Below are 19,037 nucleotides of genomic sequence, written 5' to 3' on the forward strand. Positions count from 1 at the left end.
AGTGATTATACGAGGAAAGGGGTCTTTAAAATGGATAAAGAGTTCTTCATTAAAAACAGAAAAGAACTAGGTAAAGCTTTAGAAGACAATAGTATATTGTTGTTATTTGCAGGTACAGCACCATATAAATCTGCAGATGAACAGTATCAGTTTGCGCCAAATAGGAATTTCTATTATTTAACTGGAATTGATAGGGAGAAAATTATCCTATTGATAAGTAAAATAGATGGAGATATTTCAGAAAAGATATTTGTAGAAAGACCAGATCCAGTTATGGCAAGATGGATTGGGGCTAGAATGACTGCTGAAGAAGCAAAAGAAGTATCAGGAGTAGAAAATATTGATTACTTAGATAAATTTGAAGAAACTATTGGTTCTATTTTAGAAAGGAATAGAATTGAAAAGTTATATTTAGATTTAGAAAGACAAGAGATTAGAGCTGCAATAACTGATCCCCAATATTTTGCTAAGATGATCAATGAAAGATATCCATATATTGAAATAAAAAACGCCTATTATGATATTGCAAAGTTAAGGGTTATAAAATCAGATGAAGAGATTCAACTTATGAAAAAGGCAATAGAAATAACCCAAGAAGGCATAGAGAATATGATAGATAATATTAAACCAGGAATGATGGAATACGAAATTGAAGCATATTTTGATTTTACCTTAAAGAAAAATGGAATATATGAGAAGGCTTTTAAGACCATTGCTGCAAGTGGGAAAAATGCTACTATACTTCATTATGTGGAGAATAATTGTAGAGCTGAAGATGGAGATTTAATATTATTCGATTTAGGAGCCCAATATAAATACTATAATGCAGATATAAGCCGTACATTCCCTGTAAATGGAAAATTCACTGAAAGACAAAAACAAGTTTATAATGTTGTATTAAAGGCAAAAGAAGCTGTTGAAGAAGCAGCAAGACCAGGCCTTCCTTATAAGGAATTAAATGAAATTGCTAAAAAAGTATTAACAGAAGGTTGTAAAGAGTTAGGGCTAATAAGGGATGATAAGGAGCTTGTAAAATACTATTTCCATAGTGTATCCCATTATTTAGGGTTGGATGCTCATGATATAGGAATATATAATACAGTTCTCAAACCAGGTATGGTTATAACAAATGAGCCAGGTCTTTATATTGAAGAAGAAGGAATAGGAATAAGAATAGAAGATGATCTGTTGATAACAGAAGATGGATGTGAAAATCTATCTAAAGATATTTTAAAAACTGTAGAAGAGATAGAAGATTATATGAATAGATAGTTAAAGTAAAAATCCCCCATATCTATATTGATTATAGTTTGGGGGATAGGTTTTATTTAAAATGGGATGAAATTTTATATATTATAAATATATCACTTAATCCACTTATTATCATACCTAAACCAATAACTATTGAAAATACTGGAGAAATACTTGTAGGATTCATAACTCCGTAGAATCCAAGTATTATAGATATAATACCAAATATAGTAAGTACCCACCATTTTTCATAGTACATATTTTTTAAGTTAAAAGCATGTTGTAAATTTAAAGCCCCATGTAAAAATAGGAAAAGTCCTAGAATTGCGCCTAGTATAGAAATTATTATATCTGGCTTTATGAAAAAATAAATTCCTATTAATAGGGTAATAATTCCAATGCTAAGATGAAAGCTTTGGACTTTTTCAACATCATCAGAATTGACATGTTTAAGTATTTGAGAGATTCCATATATACTCAACATCAAACCTAAGATTGTAACAATAATCTTGTTAGTAAAATTTGGACGAGTCAAAAATAGTATACCGAATACTATGTACATAATTGCCATTAGAATAAAACTTATTTTAGTTTGTTTGATAAAATTTTTCACGACTTCATTCCCCCATTTATTAAAGTTATCAATCTATATTTACCCAGTTTTATTGTTAGTATTCAAAAAAATAAAAAAATATATAAGAAAACTGTTTTCTAGTTATATGGAAATAGCTTATGTAAATATATATGTAAATAGACATGTAGAGGATTTTTCGGAAGATGGAGCAAAACTAGAAAAGCCGGATAAATCAAACGATAATATTGAAATAATATTTCGAATATAAAATATATATTGAAATATTATTTCAAAAATGGTATACTTATACAACAATGGGAAAATATAAAGTCCAAAGGGGGATTAATTTTATGAAGGGTAAAAAGTTAATTTCATTGGTAATGATTTTATCTATGATATTGTCTTTTAGTATACCAGCTATAGGACAAGGAGAAGATGCGAAGCTCTGGTATTGTGTTCAAGCATCTGTTACTACCAACAAAGACACTGCTTTCAATATAGCTTTAAATTTGTACAAGCTGGGTTTTGAAGAGGCTTTTATATTTGACGATCCAAACAGTCACAACTATTATGTAATGGCTGGAGGTTTTGAATACAGAGATGATGCTCAGAGATTAGTTGATGAAGTGAAGAAACACAAAGGATATGAATCAGCTTGGATAACTGAAAAAAACTTTACCCGCTGGGATATTATTATGGCGAAAGATTTAGTAGAGAAAACTTGGTTTACTATTCAAACAGGGGTATTTAGTACTAAGGAAAACGCTTTAAACCAAGTTCAAAAAATGATTGATGATGGATTTGCAAATGCTTTTGGATTATTTCTCCCAGATGATACTCATAACCACTATGCATTAGCAGGAAAGTTTGAAACTAAAGAAGAAGCAGAGAATTATGCTGAAATTGTTAAACAAAAGGGATATGACTATTTCATAAAAGAATTTACATTTAGGAATATAGATACATTTAGGCCAGATGATCCAGTTAGAGAATGTCCACCTCATGAAGAATTTATGAATTTAGTAGATCAATTGCCAGATCCAGATAGTATTATAGAGATAATTGTAAAGGATAAGGTAAATAGTGAAAAGGCAAGAAAACTTTATAATGAAATAGCTAATGAAGAAAGAGAAAAAATAGAGGCTGGATATTTAGAAAAACTTGTAGCTGTAGAGGAAAAGATCCAATCTTTAAAAACCCCAATTAAATCTGAAACAGGAGCAGTTGTAAGACAAGCTCAAGCTTGGGCTGTTAAAAGAGGGGCCCATAAGCGCTATGTTGATATAGCTCCTATGTATTGGATATATGGCGAAAAAACTGGAATGAGACCAGAAATCCTTTATACACAAGCAGGCAAGGAGACTAATTTTGGAAAGTATACTGGAGCAGTGAAGCCTGAAATGAATAACTGGGCAGGAATAAAAATAGCAGATCCTGTTGGAGATAGGCCAGAAGATCATGAAACTTTTGATACTCCTGAAGATGGGGTTAGAGGACATTTTAATCATCTAGGAATTTATTGTGGAGTAGATCCAATAGGTGAGCCTCATCCAAGATGGTATAAAACTAAGGAAGCTGAATGGGCTGGAACTATACAATATGTAGAAGATCTAGGAGGGCTTTGGGCTCCAAATCCAGACTATGGTATTTCTATTATAAGAGATTATATGAGAGACTTATACAATACACCAGTACCATTAGAAGAAGATATGAATACTAGTTTAGAATTTAGCAATGGAGTTGAACAACTACCAGAAGTTGAAGAACTTACTATAGATGATTTAGAATTGGTGCAAAATATTATCAATAAATATGATAATGTACTTACAGATAGCCAAAAAGCTTTAATTCCATATAATATTAAAGACAGTATTGAAGAGTTAAGAAATTGGTTAAACAGAGGATTTGGCGATATTCAAGAGGTAATAGATTTAATTGAAAAATTACCAGAAGCAAAAGATTTAAAAATGGAGCATAAGGAAGAAGTAGAAAGGGCTAGATCAGCTTTTGAAAAATTATCACAAGAACAAAAAATCCTAGTATCAAATATTGATAAGCTTATTGAAGCGGAGCAAAGAATAGCTGAACTTGAAGGTTCAGAAGATTTAGATGAACCAACGGATCCAGAAAAGCCAGAGAAACCCAAAGATCCCAAAGAACCAAAAGAACCAAAAGATCCATCAGATTCAAATAAATCAGGAAATGATAAAAAAACAGTATCTCCAAAAGAAGAATCGGACAAGCCAGAAGATAACAAAGGTATTTTACCAAAAACAGGGTACAAAAATAATATAGGTTTTTATAGTAGTGGTCTATTACTATTAGTATATGGTATGTTTTTAGGAAGAAAAAAGAACAAATAAATAATAAATGCAGGGAATACTGTTATTTCCTGCATTTTTACTATTTTTTTGCTAAATATAATGATAAATGTATTCTATGTGTTCATGAAAATACCTTCTAAAATATCTATACCATTTTTATAAATTGAATTTGAAAAGAAAAAAATTATGTTCACAAATTTGGTATAATAATTAAAGAAAGGAAGTGATCTTTATTATGGAATTAAAAGAAGTTAGATCTATGGCAAGGGAAAAAATGAAAGGATATTGTAGAGTTTGTCCTGTATGCAATGGAGTAGCTTGTGCTGGAGAAGTTCCAGGTATGGGAGGTTCATTGACAGGCTCTGCTTTTAAAGCAAATGTAGAAGATTTGAGTAAAGTTAAATTAAGACTAAAAACTATTCATGATGCTAAAAATCCAGATTTAGATTTTGAATTCTTTGGTACAAAATTAGACTTTCCTATAATATCAGCACCTGTAACAGGAAGTGTATTTAATATGGGAGGGGCTTTAACAGAAAGAGAGTATATAGATAGTGTAGTAAATGGCAGTATATCATCAGGTACAATTGCCATGATTGGTGATTCAGCAGATTTAACTATGTATGAAGATGGACTTAGTGCTTTAAAAACAGTTAATGGCAAAGGGGTACCTATTATTAAACCAAGAGAAAACAAAGATATTATTGAAAATATAAAGAAGGCAGAAAGTATCAATTCAATAGCTGTAGGGGTAGATATTGATGGTGCCGGTTTAGTGACTATGGCACTAAAAGGACAACCTGTTGGGCCAAAAACTATAGAAGAGTTGAAAGAATTAGTTTCTTCAACTAAATTACCTTTTATTTTAAAGGGAATAATGACTGTTGAAGAAGCTAAATTGGCTGTAGAGATAGGGGCTAAAGCTATAGTGGTTTCAAATCACGGTGGTAGAGTATTAGACTATGCTGAATCTACTGCAAAGGCATTATCTGAAATAAGTAAAGCTGTAAAGGGAGATATCATGATCCTTGTAGATGGTGGAATACGTTCAGGAGTAGATGTATTTAAGATGTTAGCTTTAGGAGCAGATGGAGTGCTAATAGGTAGACCTATAATCATTGGAGCCTTTGGAGGTTATAAAGAAGGGGTTTCATTGATTCTTGAAAATATGAAGAAGGAACTGTATCAAGCCATGATATTAACAGGGTGTAAAGACCTTTCTTCTATTGACAGCTCAAAGATTTCAATAGAGTGGTAATAATTGTATACTAATATAATTTAAAATGTTTTAAATTCAATACCCATGTAACATATCGTTACATGGGTAACCTTATGTTACATAAGATCTATTTATAATTTATTTAAAAACTTCTATAATGCCTATATTTAAAGACTTTTCACTTTGGCATAGATATTGCTTTATATAATTTGTAATTACAAATTATATAGAGGAGGCAATTATATATGGAATATTTCAAAAAAATATATAAAGACAAAACAGTAACTGTAGATGAAGCACTTAGATTGATTAAATCTAATGATGTAATAATTGCTGCACAGGCAGCAGCAGAGCCAATGATATTGCTAGAAAATCTTCACAAAGTAAAAGACAATGGAGTATCTGGTGTACAACTTCAAACTTGTTTACCTGTAGGTAATTATGAAGTTATGAAAAATCCAGAATATAAAGATGTTGTATTTAATCATGGTTGGTATTTTACCAAAGCACTTAGAGAGGCTCATAAAAAAGGGAATGCTACTTTTACACCTCAACATGCCCATATAGCAGTATGGAAAAAATTATCTGGTATAAAAGACAGAAGGGTAGTATTATTTTGTACATGTTCTCCAATGGACAAACATGGATATATGTCATTATCAATAAGTAATATCTATGAGAAGGATTTAATAGATGCTGGAGCCTATGTTATATGTGAGGTAAGTCCTAATTATCCAAGGACATTTGGTGACAATATAGTCCATGTAAGCCAAGTAGATGCCATAGTAGAGAGCAATAGAGAGGTTCCAGAAATAAATATAACTCCTTATACAGATGTAGATAGGAAAATAGGGCAAAATATAGCTGAACTAGTGGAAAACGGTTCCACGATACAATTAGGTGTAGGAAATATACCAAATGCAGTAGCCAATGAATTAAAGGTAAAAAGACATTTAGGAATCCATACAGAAATGTTTACTGAAACAATGGTAGATTTAATAGAATGTGGTGCAGTAGACAATTCTCAAAAAGGTTTTTATGATGGATATTCTGTATGTGCATTTGCCTTTGGTTCTAGAAAACTATACGACTTTTTAGATGATAACCCTACAGTATTATTTAAATCTGGTTCATGGGTCAATGATCCATTTCAAATAAAAAACAATAAAAAGTTTACTTCTATAAATGCTAGTCTTGAAATAGATTTAACTGGTCAATGTGCTTCTGAATCTATAGGAAGTATTCAGTATTCAGGCACTGGTGGACAAGCAGATACTGTTATAGGTTCCCAGAGATCCGAAGGTGGGAAATCTATTATAGCAATGCATTCTACTTATAAAACAAAAGATGAACTAGGTAATGAAAAATTACATTCTAAAATATTACCTTTTCTAAAACAAGGTTCAATTGTAAGCCTTTCAAGAAATGATGTAGATTATGTAGTAACAGAATATGGCGTTGCATGGTTAAGAGGACTATCAGTAAAAGATAGGGTAGATGCTTTAATAAATATAGCTCATCCAGATTTTAGAGATTGGCTTAGGTTTGAAGCAAATAAAAATCAAATATGGTAAAAAATAAAAGGAGGTTATGACATGAATAAAAATGATACTTGGGTAAAGATTTTACTCATAGGAGCAATACTTATGCTAATAGCTCAAATAGGTAATTTTCCTATATTACTTGTTCTTTCTTTCCCAGTAGTAATGGTTTCATGGATGACTTTAGGAGCATTAAGAAGAAACAAAGTTGGAAAAGGCCTTAAATTTTCATTGATTTCACTTTATATCATATGGACAGTAGGATTTTTAGCAATGATCCTTATAGATGACACTGTATTTAAGGGTACTGTATTAGGATTTGTACCTGGCACAGCTATTATGGTATATGGTGTATGGATTCTTCCCTATATATTTGGAACATTGGTTTATGGCATTAGATTTGATGAAGATTATTTAGATGAAGATGATATAAAGAAATTTGAAAAAGAAATAGGTCATGAAACAGAATTACACTAAAATAAAAGGAGGTCTAGATAATGGGTGTAGTAATAGGAATAATAGTTGTATATATGTTGATTGTATTGGGAATTGGATTCTGGGCAATGAAGCAAACAAAGAGTTCGGAAGACTTCTTTGTTGCAGGTAAAAGACTAGGTATAATAGCAGTGGCTATGGCTTCGTTTTCTGCTGCTATATCAGGATATGTATTTGTTGGGGGTCCTGGGTTAGAATATAATTTAGGAATAGGTACTCTTTGGATGACATTCCCTACGTCTATTTCTTTTACTATGGCTTGGCTAATACTAGGTAAAAAAATGAGGTTTTTAGCAGAAACGAGGGATTGTATGACAGTTTCAGATGCCATATATGCTAGATATGAAAGTAAAGGTGCTAGCTTTTTATCTGCAATAGCTTCAATAATAGGTCTTGTACTTTATCTAGCAACCCAAATAAGTGCTTTTGCATTTATTCTTTCTCCAATATTTAACCTGTCCTTTGAAGCGTCTGTAGTTATTGGTATGGCAATAGTACTTATTTATTCTGTGGCTGGTGGTATGTTGGCAGGGGTATATACAGATGTTTTTCAAGGATCAATAATGGCAATATCTTCATTGATTGTCTTTGGATATACATTGGTACATGGTGGTGGAATGGCAAATATGACTGCTACCTTAGCAAATAAAGTAAGTCCAGAATTTGTAGGACCTTTTGGATTAATAGGTCCTGGTGTAGCAATAGGTTGGTTTTTCTGTTTGTCCATAGGTATAGTAGGACAACCCCAAATAGCCCATAAATTTTACATGATAAAAGATCCTAAAAAGTTAAAATGGGGTCCTGCACTAGCAGGTATAGCAGGGATGATGGGAGGATTATTGTGGTTAGGTGTTGGGCTAGCAGTGAGATATAAAGTTGAGATAGGAGAATTAGCTGCACTGGAAAACGCAGACAACGCTATATCCATATTTTTAAATACTTATGCTCCTAAAGCATTGGCAGGAATAATATATGCAGGAATAATATCTGCCGTTATGTCTACAGCTGATTCCTTTATAAATCTTGCTTCGGCATCTATGGTTAGAGATATACCAAAAGTATTTGGTAAAGAGCTAAGCTCTGACCAAGAGTTAAAGTACGGTAGACTAGCAGTAGTATTATTATCAATCCTTACAGTTGTAGTATCTTTCACATTTGGAACTAAAGGTATAGCAATATTAGGTGCATTTGGATGGGGAACTTTTGCAGCAGCATTGGCTCCAGCACTAGGTATAGGACTAAACTGGAAAAGGGGTACTAAAGAAGGAGCATTTTGGTCAATACTTGTTGGGTTAGTACTAAATGTTGGACTAGAAGTATCAAAGAGCCTAGGCTTTGCATTTTATGAAAATATATTTGCACCTTTAAAAATATACAACGGTACATTGACATTAGTTATTTCTATTATAGTATATATAGTTGTTTCGTATATGACATCAGAACCTAAACTAGATAGTGATATACAAGCAGTAATGGATTCTTAAAAAATACTCATAGGAATGGAAGGGGTTTCCATGGATGAAGTAGTTTTAGATATTATACCAAAGTTTTTTCAAGTAGGATTTTATAAGAAGGAATATTATGATGTAGTAATAACCAACAGAAGATTGGTACTATTATGGCTGGGAGAAAGCTTTAAAACTTGGATGCTAAGAGCTGATGCTGGTCAAAATAAAAGGGATGACTTAGCATTACTAGATACGGAAAAGATAATAAACTACAGTGAAAACAATATATTAATAGATTATAAAGATATAAAAACTATTGAATTGGGAAAGAGGACCATTTTGAAAAATGCTTCTATTATAATGAATACTAAAGATGGGGAATATAAACTATATACAGATGATAGAAAAATAGATATGGACCAGATATTTAGCATATTTAATGATATTTTTCAAGCTAAAGTAAGTTTTCAGTAAATTAGTTGTAGTAGGAAAAGGCATAGATTAGCAAGTCTATGTCTTTTTTTGTTCCTTTATGTTAATATAAGAGTATAATAACATAAAGGATGATGTCATATGCAAGGCTTTATTAATTCAAAAGAATTTATATCTTTTTGTCATATTGCATTCGATAATGTTCCTATAGCTATAGATTTTTTAGATAAAGATGGTCGAATGGTATACATTAACAAAGCGTTTTCAGATTTTCTTCAAATTCCTATAGAAGATATGTTGGGAAAAATGGTAACAGAAATAAACCCTACATCGAAATTCCTACTATCATTAGATAAGAAGAAGGCGGATATAGCTGTAAGACACACATTTCCTAATGGAAAGGAAGCTATTTGTCATAGGATACCTATATTTGATAGTAGTGGAAATTTAATGGGTGGTTTAGGTATGATTTTGTTTGAAGAAATCGAAGAAATGAAAGAGATATTGAGAGAATATGAAATATTGGATAAGAAACTTAAATTATATCAAAATGAAATTGCTAGATTGAATAATGCAAGATATACTTTATCAGATATTATAGGGGATTCTGAATCCATTTTATTATGTAAGAGGAAAGTAAAAAAGGTAGCCAATTTGAATTTAAATGTGCTAATAAAAGGAGAAAGTGGTGTAGGAAAAGAACTTTTTGCCCAAGCCATTCACAATGAAAGTGATAGAGCTAATATGCCCTTCATAAGTATAAATGCATCTGCTATGCCAGAAAACTTACTAGAGTCAGAACTATTTGGATATGAACCAGGTTCTTTTACTGGTGCAAAATCTGAAGGTAGTATAGGTAAGTTTGAATTGGCCAATGGTGGAACTATATTTTTAGATGAGATAGCAGACATGCCTTATCATATGCAAGCTAAAATATTGAGAGCAATTGAAGAAAGAGAAATAGTGCGCATAGGATCCAATAAGCCTACTCCTATAGATGTAAGGATTATATCTGCAACACATAAAAATTTGGAAGAGATGGTTTCTCAAAATAAATTTAGAGGGGATCTATACTATCGTCTAGATGTGCTGAATTTGGAAATTCCTCCTTTAAGAGAAAGGGTGGAAGATATTCCCCAACTATCAGAAATTTTTCTTACGAGATTTAACAAAGAATATGGATTTTACAGGAGATTATCTAAAGATGCTATGGATATTCTTACAAGTTATCATTGGCCAGGTAATGTAAGGGAGTTAGGGAATGTTCTGGGTAAGGCTTGTGTAAATGCAGATGATCCCACAATAAATGCAGGTGATTTACCTGACAATCTTTTTATCGATTCTATAATAAAAGAGAATAAAGATGACTCAGGATTATACCATATAATAAGAAAAGTAGAAAAAAAGTTGATTGAAGATGCTTTACGACAAAGTAATAACAATAAAGCAGAGGCAGCTAGAATATTAAAGATACCTCGTATGACATTGTATAGAAAAATAGAGGATTTGAAAATAGAGATAGAAGAATAACATCCTAAATTTAGGATGTTATTCTTCTATCTAAAAACATATTATAAATGTAATTGTTTTGCTTCCCTATATTTTCTGTTATCAAGTATTTCCTTTATTTTATTTACATTATCTTTATTTTCATCATAAAGATCTTCATTGTTTTCTATTTTGAATAATATTCTATCTAATTCACTGTAGTCAATACCTAGTGCGAATTCATCTGTAATTCCTGGAGCAATGTCAGGGCTAGGTGTTTTTTCTATTATCTTCTGTGGAATATTTAGTTTTTCTGCTATTTCAAATACTTCTGTTTTATATAAATGGCGTATTGGTTCAATATCGCAGACTTCATCTCCCCATTTTGTATAAAAACCTGTAAGGTATTCTGTCTTATTTGTACAACCAGCTACTGCATAATTCCTTTTTTCAGCCTCAAAGTATAGAAGGATAGATCTAATTCTAGGTTTTGTTCTGTAATAAGCTAGGCTTTCAGAAAAACTTTCATCTCCCTGAGTAGTTAAATCTTGTATAAAAGGTTCTTCTTCATTGTTCCATACATTTCTAGAATACTTTTTCTGAATGGCCCGTGGAAAAGGGAAAGCAGGAGGTTTAAGGGAATAGACTCCTATTTTTCGAAGTACTCCAGTTATATTAATAATATTGTATTTGATTCCTAGATAGTCACATACAAGTACTGCATCATGGGTTGTTTCTGGTGCTGAATCCCTTTCAGGTAGTATTAAACCAAAGACATTGTCCCTGCCTAAGGAATCTACTAAAAGTTTTCCAACTACTGCAGAATCAATTCCTCCACTAATACCAATAACAACGCCTTTAAACTTATATTTTTCTATATTGGTTTTAATAAATTTTTTTATTGTTTCCATGATAATCACTCCTAAATATACTTAATATATTAGTACCCTAAAATAATATATATATTTAAATAATTACAATAAGTATAATTGTTATATATAATATATGAAGGGTAAATTACTTACATGGAGGTGTTTTTTTGTATAAGTATGAGGCTCTAAGACCTGAAAATGATCTTCCTATAAGAGAAATAATCCATAGTATAGATAGTTTTGAAATGCATTGGCATAATTTAATAGAGATATTATTGGTTTTAGAAGGAACAGTAGAAGTTAGAATTGGAGGAGAAGATTACTATCTTAAAGAGGATGATTTTATTTTAATAAATTGTAATGAACTACATAGTACTAAAAGGACTAAAGATGATAATATATTACTGGCCCTACAAATAAATCCTGATTTTTTTAAAGATTATTGTCCTGAAATAAATAAGATTAAATTTGATTGTAAATCTTTTGATACTAGTAAAGAAGAACAGAAAAAATTTGATTTTATTAGACGGTATATTGGAAAGATTGTATTAGAATTAAATAAAAAAACAAAAGGATATAAACTGAGAATAGGAAGTTATTTATATTTATTGGGAGATTATTTAATTAATAATTTTGAATACGATATATTAGATAATGACAAAGAAGAATTAAGAGATAGTGATATTTTTAGACTTCAACGTATAGCAGACTATGTAAATGGAAATATAGATAAAAAAATTACTCTAAAAGAAATAGCGGAAAAGGAACATATTAGCTATTATTATTTATCCCATTTTATAAAAGATAAAACAGGAATGTCTTTTCAAGAATACTTAAATTATATGAGGTTGAACAGGGCAGTAAATATGTTGAAGAATACTAATAACAGTATAACAGAGATATCTAATGATAGTGGCTTTTCTAATATTAGTTTTTTTAATAAGATATTTAAAGAAAATTATAATTGTACTCCTACTGAATATAGAAAACAAATTAAAGATATGTATATAGAAGATAGGATATTCGGAATGAACAAAAAACAAAATCGTAGCAGGAGTTATTTAGATGTAGATAGGAATTCTGTATTTAAAAAGCTATTCAGTTATTTAAAACCTATTGATATTAATATAAAAGATAATAATATTAAAACTAAAGAAATAGAGTATATAGATATTGACGTAAATAGTAGGGGAGAATTATTAAGTGACTATTGGAAAAGACTTATTACATTTGGCAGAGCATCGGAAGGATTAAGAAGTAGTTGGCAAGAACAGTTAAAAGAAGTCCAAAAAGATATTGGGTTTGAGTATATAAGATTTCATGGTATTTTCTCTGATGATATGATGATAGTTAATAGGGACGAAAAAGGTAATATTATTTATAATTGGTCTTATGTAAATGAACTTTTTGATTTTTTTATGGACATTGATATTAAACCTTTTGTAGAGTTAGGCTTTATGCCTACTGAATTTAAAAGTTCAGATGATACAATTTTTTGGTGGAAAGCAAATATATCTCAACCTAAGGATATTAACCTATGGACAGATTTAGTTGTAAATTTTATAAAGCATTGTGTAAATAGATATGGTTTAAAGGAAGTGGAAAGTTGGTATTTTGAAGTTTGGAATGAAGCAGATTTAGAAAATATTTTTTGGATAGGGGATAAGGAAGACTATTTTAAATTTTATAAAGAAACTGTATTAGCTATTAAATCTGTTTCTGAGAAATTAAAAGTAGGTGGGCCTTCTATTACATATCAAACTATTCAAGACAAGCCTTGGTTGGAAGAGTTTTTAGAATATAATAATGAAAATAACATACCATTAGATTTTGTATCCTTACATATATATCCAGAACTTTATAGACCAAGGGAAGATGTACAGGAAATGGCTTCAAAGGCTCGGCAAGGAGAAATTTCATGGGATACAATATATAATTGGTGGAGAAATCAAAAGATATATTATGATAAAGACCATGTTTATAATGTTTTAGAACTAGCAAACAATAAAATAAATAAAATAATGGGTTATAATCCAGAAGTTCATATAACAGAATGGAATGCATCTGCATTTGGTAGAAATTTAATTCATGATACATGCTTTGTATCAAATTTTATAATTGATAATATTTTGAAATGTAATGGAAAATCAGATTCATTAGGATATTGGACATTTACGGATATAATGGAAGAAGAAAAAGTAGCTATTTCAGAGTTTCATGGAAACTTTGGCTTAATTAGTAAAAGTGGTTTAAAAAAGCCTTCATATTTTGCATATTACCTATTATCTAAATTAGGAAAAGAAATAGTAAAAAAGGGCAATGAATATATAGTTACTAAAGATGGTGATGATATTCAAATTTTATTATATAACTATGCATACTTTGATGAATTCTTTTTAAGAGGGGACACTTCTTTATTGACTAACACAGATAGATATTCAATATATGAAGATAAAAAATCTAAAGAAGTTAAAATTTCTATATTGGGTCTTAAGGGTAGTTATAAAATTACTAGCTATAAATTAAATAGAGAAAATGGCTCATCATTTGATGAGTGGATAAAGATGGGTGCACCTGAAAATATGACATATGAAGAGTTAGAATATTTAAAAGGAAGATCCCAACCTAAAATAACTGTAGATTGTATAGAGGCAGATGAAAGTCATAAATTAGAAGCTTATGTACCGGTCCATGGTACAGAGTTAATATTATTAGAAAAAATGTTCTAATTGGATATAAACTTAAAAAGCTGTAGATATTTTGTAAAATATCTACAGCTTTTTAAGTTTACATAACAAAAACATAATACAAATTTTAAGAAAACTATTTAAAAAATATAATTGAACAAAAATATAACCGTTTTTTAGCAAAAAAGAACATGAAACACATAAAAAAACATAATACTATCTATATACAGTGGAAGATTCTAGAATCTAGATAAAGCAAGAATTGAGCTGTAAAAAATAAAAATAGGGAAAAGTATTTTTTAAAAAATTGGGATGCTATTAACCAATTAAATAAAAAACAAGGGGGAGATAGATTGAAGTTTTTTAGTAATAAGGGTAAATACAGCATGGTTATAATGGTTATCTTAGCACTTGTAATGCAGCTTGTGATACCAATACATGAAAACTATGCACTTGGTGAAGAAGAGTTTGAAGAGAATGTGGAAAGAGAATTAAAAGTTGAGGGAGAAAGTGAAAATGTAGAAGATGAAGTGAATTCTGAAGACACTCCAAATTCTAAAGAGGTTTTAACAAAATATGAAACCAATAAAACAGAGATTAAAAATTTAGGGGAAGAAAAACTCAAGGAAGTAAACAAAAGAAGTGGAACGGAGTTTAAATTTATAACGGATGTAGAAATTACAGATGAAAACGGTAATCATTTTGAAGGTCCCATTGCCAAAGATTCTAAAATTCGTATCCAGTATAACTATGAAATAGAAAATGAACTTAATGTAGATATAAATCAAAAATATACTCTAGAAATACCTGAAGAAATTAATATAATAGAGAATATGAAAATCCAATTAAAAAATGGAAATGGTGATTTAATAGCCACAGTAAATATCGATACTAACAATAATGCAACAATTCAATTTGATGAAAATGTGAATGAACAATTATATGATAGAAGTGGTTATTTCTGGGTATATTCTGAATTCGATGCTGAAAAGATAGGCAACAATGGGGAAACAGAGATTGTATTCGACTTAGGTGGAGGTAATAGTCAAACTATTGTAGTTGAATTTGAAAAAGAGGAAGAAACGGCTAATGTCAATTTAAGTAAATCAGGAGAATATGATAATGATAAAAACGAAATAACTTGGAATATTGAAATAAGGCCTGAAACAACGCCTAATGGACGCTCTATAGAAAATGTAGTTATATCAGATGTAATACAAGAGGGTCAAACCTATGTAGAGAATTCTGCAATTATTGATAATAATGCAAATGGTGAATTTAAATTTGAAGGGAATAAATTAACCTATACATTTAATGAATCAATTAAAGATGGAGAGGTTTATAATATCTCCTTTAAGACAAAACCTGATTTATCAGCTTTTGATAAAGAAGGTAAAACAATCTATTTTAAAAATCAAGCAGAAGCTACATTTAATGATAATGGCAAATCTATCTCTAATGAAGCTAGTGTAAAAACAACAGTTGATTTCATAAGCAAAAAGGGTGAATACAAGTATGAAACTAAACAAATTGATTGGATTGTAGAAATTAATAAAAATAACTTAGAAATAAGTAATGCAAAAATAGTCGATACTATTCCAAAAGGCTTAGAATTAGTAGAAGGCTCTGTGAAACTAGATGGGAAAACTGTAGAGACTGTAGAGTATGATTATGTTAAAGGAGACAATGAGACATATAAACTCACATATGAATTCAATGAAACAATTAAAGAAAAACATACTTTAACTTATTCAACTAAAGTTGTTGATCCAAAGGCTTATGAATCTAATGAATCTAAAACATATACCAATAAAGTAAAATTAGAAGGAGATGGAGTTCCTGAAGGTACAACTGCTGAAAGAGGTATAGGGGTACCTACTTCTGTAATTGAGAAATGGGATAATCCCGGCTATGATCCTTCTACTCAGGAAATCACTTGGAAAATAAGGGTTAATTATAATAAGATAAAAATTGAGAATGCAGTAGTTGAAGATACAATACCAGAAGGATTAGAATATGTGGAAGGTTCTTTTGAAATAGATAATAATGCAGATGGAACTTTCAAATATGAAAATGGAACGATTAAATATTCCTTTAATGGAGAAATTAATGACACATATATGCTAACCTTTAAAACTAAAGTGTTAGATAATAATATTTGGGCCAATAATGCTAGTAAAAGTTTTAATAATACAGCTAAATTAACTGGAAGTAATATACCAGAATCGAAATCTACTGGATATCAATATGTATCAAGTCAAGTTATTAAAAAAATTGGAACAGGTTATGATTATTTAATTAGGGAAGCATCTTGGAAAATTGAAATCAATCAAAATAGGATGCCTATGAACAATGTTGTGGTTACAGATGTTATAGGAAAATATGAAGACTTTGTGAAAGATTCTGTTGTAATAACTGGACCTAGTAAGGATAATGCTAAAATTAATTATAACGAAGAGAATAAAACTCTGACTATTAAATTTCCTGGAGAAATAAAAGATATACACACTATAGAATTTAAAACAAAAATAGTCGATGAATCAATTTTCCATACCAATGGGGATCAAAATCTAGATAACACAGCAGCTATAAATGGAGATGAAGTTCCTAAAACAGGGGTATCGTCAACAGCTAGCAATAAGATTGAAAATACTGTTGTTAGTAAAAGAGGTAATTATAAAAGCGGAAATAATTTCATTGATTGGGAAGTAGTATTGAATCAAAATCAATTACCTATATCAAATGCTATACTTGAAGATACACTACAAGAAGGTCTTGAATTAGATACTTCATCAGTGAAGTTGATTAAGTTAATAGTTGATAAAGATGGGAAATATAAAGAAGGGGAAGAAGTAGCTTTAGATGCTTCAAATGTAAATTATAATCCTGAAACTAGAAAATTTGAATTCCATTTTACAGGGGAAATAACGGAAGCGCATGTATTGAAATTTAGAACGGATATTGCTGATTCTCACAAGGATGCTATCTTTACAAATACAATAGATTTCAAAGGAAGCAGTAGAACAACAACAGATACTAGTGAAGAAATAAAAGTTAGATTCCAAATTGGTGGCGGTGGTGCGACTGGATCTAGCAGGGGTAGTATAAAGATAATTAAAGTGGATGAAGATAATGATTCTATAAAATTACAAGGAGCTGTATTCGAACTATTAGATAAATTTGGTAATGTATTGAAGACATCTGAACCAACAGGAGAGAATGGGGAAGTATTATTTAAAGGATTGAAATTTGATAGAACTTATTATATAAGAGAAAAAGTTTCACCAGATAAATATGCATTAAGTGATGAAGTATATGAGTTCCAGTTAAATAATGAAGATGGCAAAAAAGATATTGAATATAAATTTGAGAATAAAAAGATAAGAGGAACTATAGAATTTAGTAAATTAGGCGAAGATAAGAAGCCATTAGCAGGAGCAGAGTTCACATTATACAGTAAAGATAATGACAAGTTAGCCATAGCAACAGCAGTAAGTGATAGTGAAGGAAAAGTAGTATTTGAAAATATCCCATACGGCAGCTATATAATAAAAGAAACAAAAGCCCCAGCAGGCTATCTATTATCAGGTACTATATTAGAAGCAAATATAACTGAAAATGGAAAGATAGTTACAGCTAATCCAGAAAGTTTATCAAATAAAAAGATAAGAGGAACTATAGAATTTAGTAAATTAGGCGAAGATAAGAAACCATTAGCAGGAGCAGAGTTCACATTATACAGTAAAGATAATGACAAGTTAGCCATAGCAACAGCAGTAAGTGATAGTGAAGGAAAAGTAGTATTTACAGATATCCCATATGGAAATTATATAATAAAAGAAACAAAAGCCCCAGCAGGCTATCTATTATCAGGTACTATATTAGAAGCAAATATAACTGAAAATGGAAAGATAGTTACAGCTAATCCAGAAAGTATATCTAATACAAAGATAAGAGGAAGTATAGAATTTAGTAAATTAGATGAAGATAAGAAACCATTAGCAGGAGCAGAGTTCACATTATACAGTAAAGATAATGACAAGTTAGCCATAGCAACAGCAGTAAGTGATAGTGAAGGAAAAGTAGTATTTGAAAATATCCCATACGGCAGCTATATAATAAAAGAAACAAAAGCCCCAGAAGGTTATCTCTTATCAGATACTATATTAAAAGCAAGTATAACTGAAGATGGAAAAACAGTAAAAGCTGATCCAGAAAGTATATCAAATACAAAGATAAAGGGAACTTTAGAATTAAGTAAAATAGATAAATCTACATCAAAACCATTAGCAAATGCTAAAATAGCTGTATATGATGAAGATGGAAAATTAGTAGAGGAAAAGATAACAGATAAAAATGGAATAGCAAAATTTGAACAACTACCTTATGGAAAATATTATTTCATGGAAACTGAAGCTCCATTAGGATATGTAAAAAATAATGAAAAATATACATTTGAGATTAAGGACAATGGAGAGATAGTTAAAAAGGTTTTAGAAAATGAAAAAATTGAACAGGAGAAACCAGAAAAACCACAAGATCAAGATGACTTTAAAGAACCTAAAAAACCAGAAAAACCAAAATTAGAATTAAAAAAACCTATAATTAATTTACCAAGGACAGGAGAAAAAGGCAAATTAGTATTTTATATGAGTGGTTTACTATTATTAGTACTTGGTTTGATAATAAGAAAAAAGTAAATTAAT

Annotated in this window: 12 protein-coding genes; 10 read left to right on the forward strand and 2 right to left on the reverse strand. The window is 30.2% G+C overall.

Annotated features, from left to right (window positions below):
* The first annotated feature begins 30 nt into the window (after positions 1 to 30).
* Positions 31 to 1,272 (forward strand): aminopeptidase P family protein, encoded by a 1,242-nt coding sequence (locus tag FYJ27_RS06330; protein ID WP_154484016.1) that lies wholly within the window; start codon positions 31 to 33, stop codon positions 1,270 to 1,272.
* Positions 1,273 to 1,324: 52 nt separating this feature from the next.
* On the opposite strand, the gene FYJ27_RS06335 is transcribed toward FYJ27_RS06330, so the two are convergent.
* On the reverse strand, positions 1,325 to 1,864 hold the full coding sequence (locus FYJ27_RS06335; protein ID WP_154484017.1) for an HdeD family acid-resistance protein: 540 nt from the start codon (positions 1,862 to 1,864) through the stop codon (positions 1,325 to 1,327).
* A gap of 311 nt (positions 1,865 to 2,175) precedes the next feature.
* Between FYJ27_RS06335 and FYJ27_RS06340 the strand changes: the two genes are divergently transcribed.
* The 7 genes from FYJ27_RS06340 to FYJ27_RS06370 all read left to right on the forward strand — a co-directional run bounded on the left by FYJ27_RS06340 (position 2,176) and on the right by FYJ27_RS06370 (position 10,814).
* A complete protein-coding gene (locus tag FYJ27_RS06340; RefSeq protein ID WP_195839095.1) occupies positions 2,176 to 4,188 on the forward strand; it encodes an SPOR domain-containing protein in 2,013 nt (670 codons plus the stop codon).
* A gap of 196 nt (positions 4,189 to 4,384) precedes the next feature.
* The gene (locus tag FYJ27_RS06345; protein WP_154484019.1) at positions 4,385 to 5,407 is read left to right on the forward strand and encodes an alpha-hydroxy-acid oxidizing protein; all 1,023 of its coding nucleotides are present in this window, start codon (positions 4,385 to 4,387) and stop codon (positions 5,405 to 5,407) included.
* 206 nt (positions 5,408 to 5,613) lie between these two features.
* Complete coding sequence (locus FYJ27_RS06350) at positions 5,614 to 6,942, forward strand: acetyl-CoA hydrolase/transferase family protein (RefSeq protein ID WP_154484020.1); 1,329 nt, start codon at positions 5,614 to 5,616, stop codon at positions 6,940 to 6,942.
* A 21-nt stretch (positions 6,943 to 6,963) separates the two neighbouring features.
* On the forward strand, positions 6,964 to 7,386 hold the full coding sequence (locus tag FYJ27_RS06355; protein WP_154484021.1) for a hypothetical protein: 423 nt from the start codon (positions 6,964 to 6,966) through the stop codon (positions 7,384 to 7,386).
* 20 nt (positions 7,387 to 7,406) lie between these two features.
* Entirely contained in the window at positions 7,407 to 8,888 is a 1,482-nt protein-coding gene (locus FYJ27_RS06360) for a sodium:solute symporter family transporter (RefSeq protein ID WP_154484022.1), read from the forward strand.
* 30 nt (positions 8,889 to 8,918) lie between these two features.
* Positions 8,919 to 9,326: a hypothetical protein gene (locus tag FYJ27_RS06365; protein ID WP_154484023.1), complete on the forward strand. Its 408-nt coding sequence runs from the start codon at positions 8,919 to 8,921 to the stop codon at positions 9,324 to 9,326.
* 99 nt (positions 9,327 to 9,425) lie between these two features.
* Positions 9,426 to 10,814: a sigma-54 interaction domain-containing protein gene (locus FYJ27_RS06370; RefSeq protein ID WP_154484024.1), complete on the forward strand. Its 1,389-nt coding sequence runs from the start codon at positions 9,426 to 9,428 to the stop codon at positions 10,812 to 10,814.
* A gap of 41 nt (positions 10,815 to 10,855) precedes the next feature.
* On the opposite strand, the gene nadE is transcribed toward FYJ27_RS06370, so the two are convergent.
* Entirely contained in the window at positions 10,856 to 11,683 is an 828-nt protein-coding gene (nadE, locus tag FYJ27_RS06375) for an NAD(+) synthase (RefSeq protein WP_154484025.1), read from the reverse strand.
* Between the two features lie 128 nt (positions 11,684 to 11,811).
* Between nadE and FYJ27_RS06380 the strand changes: the two genes are divergently transcribed.
* Both FYJ27_RS06380 and FYJ27_RS06385 read left to right on the forward strand, forming a co-directional pair.
* The gene (locus tag FYJ27_RS06380; RefSeq protein WP_229775495.1) at positions 11,812 to 14,373 is read left to right on the forward strand and encodes a GH39 family glycosyl hydrolase; all 2,562 of its coding nucleotides are present in this window, start codon (positions 11,812 to 11,814) and stop codon (positions 14,371 to 14,373) included.
* A 311-nt stretch (positions 14,374 to 14,684) separates the two neighbouring features.
* Complete coding sequence (locus tag FYJ27_RS06385) at positions 14,685 to 19,031, forward strand: SpaA isopeptide-forming pilin-related protein (RefSeq protein WP_154484026.1); 4,347 nt, start codon at positions 14,685 to 14,687, stop codon at positions 19,029 to 19,031.
* Positions 19,032 to 19,037 lie beyond the last annotated feature (6 nt).

It is taken from the genome of Anaerosalibacter bizertensis (assembly GCF_009696605.1).
GTDB classification, from domain to species: Bacteria; Bacillota; Clostridia; order Tissierellales; family Sporanaerobacteraceae; genus Anaerosalibacter; species Anaerosalibacter bizertensis.